This is a genomic window from Streptosporangium sp. G12, from assembly GCF_052983175.1.
On record NZ_JBRIQO010000074.1, the window covers coordinates 1 to 3,185 of the forward strand.

Below are 3,185 nucleotides of genomic sequence, written 5' to 3' on the forward strand. Positions count from 1 at the left end.
TGCTTTGTGGTCAAGTCCTCGGCCTATTAGTACTGGTCAGCTCCACACATTACTGCGCTTCCACTTCCAGCCTATCAACCCGGTCGTCTCCCGGGAGCCTTACCCACTCTCGTGGTGGGAGACCTCATCTCAAGGCGAGCTTCCCGCTTAGATGCTTTCAGCGGTTATCCCTTCCGAACGTAGCCAACCAGCCGTGCTCCTGGCGGAACAACTGGCACACCAGAGGTTCGTCCGTCCCGGTCCTCTCGTACTAGGGACAGCTCCTTTCAAGTCTCCTGCGCGCGCAGCGGATAGGGACCGAACTGTCTCGCGACGTTCTAAACCCAGCTCGCGTACCGCTTTAATGGGCGAACAGCCCAACCCTTGGGACCTACTCCAGCCCCAGGATGCGACGAGCCGACATCGAGGTGCCAAACCATCCCGTCGATATGGACTCTTGGGGAAGATCAGCCTGTTATCCCCGGGGTACCTTTTAGCCGTTGAGCGACGGCGCTTCCACATGCCACCGCCGGATCACTAGTCCCAGCTTTCGCTCCTGCTCGACCCGTCGGTCTCACAGTCAAGCTCCCTTGTGCACTTACACTCGACACCTGATTGCCAACCAGGCTGAGGGAACCTTTGGGCGCCTCCGTTACTCTTTAGGAGGCAACCGCCCCAGTTAAACTACCCACCAGACACTGTCCCTGATCCGGATCACGGACCGAAGTTAGACGTTCAAAACGACCAGAGTGGTATTTCACCAATGACTCCACCACCACTAGCGTGATAGCTTCACCGTCTCCCACCTATCCTACACAAGACGTTCCAAACGCCAATGTCAAGCTATAGTGAAGGTCCCGGGGTCTTTCCGTCCTGCTGCGCGTAACGAGCATCTTTACTCGTAGTGCAATTTCGCCGGGTCTGCGGTTGAGACAGCGGGGAAGTCGTTACGCCATTCGTGCAGGTCGGAACTTACCCGACAAGGAATTTCGCTACCTTAGGATGGTTATAGTTACCACCGCCGTTTACTGGCGCTTAAGTTCTCAGCTTCGCGGAGTAAACTCCACTAACCGGTCCCCTTAACGTTCCAGCACCGGGCAGGCGTCAGTCCGTATACATCGTCTTACGACTTCGCACGGACCTGTGTTTTTAGTAAACAGTCGCTTCCCCCTGGCCTCTGCGACCCCCACCAGCTCAGAGCGCGAAGCTCGTCACCAGCGAAGGCCCCCCTTCTCCCGAAGTTACGGGGGCAATTTGCCGAGTTCCTTAACCACAGTTCACCCGATCGCCTTAGTATTCTCTACCTGACCACCTGAGTCGGTTTAGGGTACGGGCCGCCACGACACTCACTAGAGGCTTTTCTCGGCAGCATAGGATCACCCACTTCGCCACAATCGGCTCGGCATCACATCTCAGACTTAATGCGTTGCGGATTTGCCTACAACGCGTCCTACATGCTTACCCCAGGACTACCATCGCCTGGGCTGGGCTACCTTCCTGCGTCACCCCATCGCTTACCTACTACCAGTTCAGGCCAGGCGTTCACCCTCACCCCAAGCCCGAAGGCTTTAGGGGGGTTAAGGACCCTTAGTATCACTGGATTCAGTATTGGCGCATCGTAGCGGGTACGGGAATATCAACCCGTTGTCCATCGACTACGCCTGTCGGCCTCGCCTTAGGTCCCGACTTACCCTGGGCGGATTAGCCTGCCCCAGGAACCCTTGGTCATCCGGCGCAGAAGTTTCTCACTTCTGATTCGCTACTCATGCCTGCATTCTCACTCGCACAGCCTCCACAGCTGGATCACTCCGCTGCTTCCCCGGCCGCACGACGCTCCCCTACCCATCCACACACCTAAACCACAAAGGCTCGGATAATATGTGAATGCCACGACTTCGGCGGTGTACTTGAGCCCCGCTACATTGTCGGCGCGGAATCACTTGACCAGTGAGCTATTACGCACTCTTTCAAGGGTGGCTGCTTCTAAGCCAACCTCCTGGTTGTCACTGCGACTCCACATCCTTTCCCACTTAGCACACGCTTAGGGGCCTTAGTCGGTGGTCTGGGCTGTTTCCCTCTCGACTACGGAGCTTATCCCCCGCAGTCTCACTGCTACGCTCTCACTTACCGGCATTCGGAGTTTGGCTGACGTCAGTAACCTTGTCGGGCCCATTAGCCATCCAGTGCTCTACCTCCGGCAAGAAACACGTAACGCTGCACCTAAATGCATTTCGGGGAGAACCAGCTATCACGGAGTTTGATTGGCCTTTCACCCCTAAACACAGGTCATCCCCCAGGTTTTCAACCCTGGTGGGTTCGGTCCTCCACGCGGTCTTACCCGCGCTTCAACCTGCCCATGCCTAGATCACTCCGCTTCGGGTCTACAGCATGCGACTCAAACGCCCTATTCAGACTCGCTTTCGCTACGGCTCCCCCACACGGGTTAACCTCGCCACACACCATAACTCGCAGGCTCATTCTTCAAAAGGCACGCAGTCACATCACAAACAAAAGCAAGCTTCTGTTTACGCTCCTACGGCTTGTAGGCACACGGTTTCAGGTACTATTTCACGACCCCTCACCGGGGCGCTTTTCACCTTTCCCTCACGGTACTTGTTCACTATCGGTCATCAGGGAGTATTTAGGCTTACCAGGTGGTCCTGGCAGATTCACACAGGATTTCTCGGGCCCCGTGCTACTTGGGATCCCCTCAAACAGTCCAACCAATTTCGCCTACCCGACTCTCACGGTCTACGGCGCAACTTCCCAGAAGCTTCGACTATCGGAAGGATTTCTTACTGTCTGGAGGAACGGCAGTTCCTCCCAGAGGGTCCCACAACCCCGCAAACGCAACGCCTGCCGGCTATCACACGCCTACGGTTTAGCCTGATCCGCTTTCGCTCACCACTACTCACGGAATCACTATTTGTTTTCTCTTCCTACGGGTACTGAGATGTTTCACTTCCCCGCGTTACCACCAACCGCCCTATACATTCAGGCGGAGGCAACACCACATGACTGGTGCTAGGTTTCCCCATTCGGACATCCCCGGATCGCAGTCTGGTTGGCGACTCCCCGGGGCTTAACGCAGCCTCCCACGTCCTTCATCGGCTCCTGATGCCAAGGCATCCACCGTGTGCCCTAAAAAACTTGGCCACAAAGATGCTCGCGTCCACTATGCAAATCTCAAACAACAAACAGCGACC

The 3,185-nt window shown here is 56.1% G+C and carries 1 rRNA gene; it reads right to left on the reverse strand.

Annotated features, from left to right (window positions below):
* Positions 1-6: 6 nt before the first annotated feature.
* A 23S ribosomal RNA gene (locus tag ACVCAG_RS45590) occupies positions 7-3,135 on the reverse strand.
* Positions 3,136-3,185 lie beyond the last annotated feature (50 nt).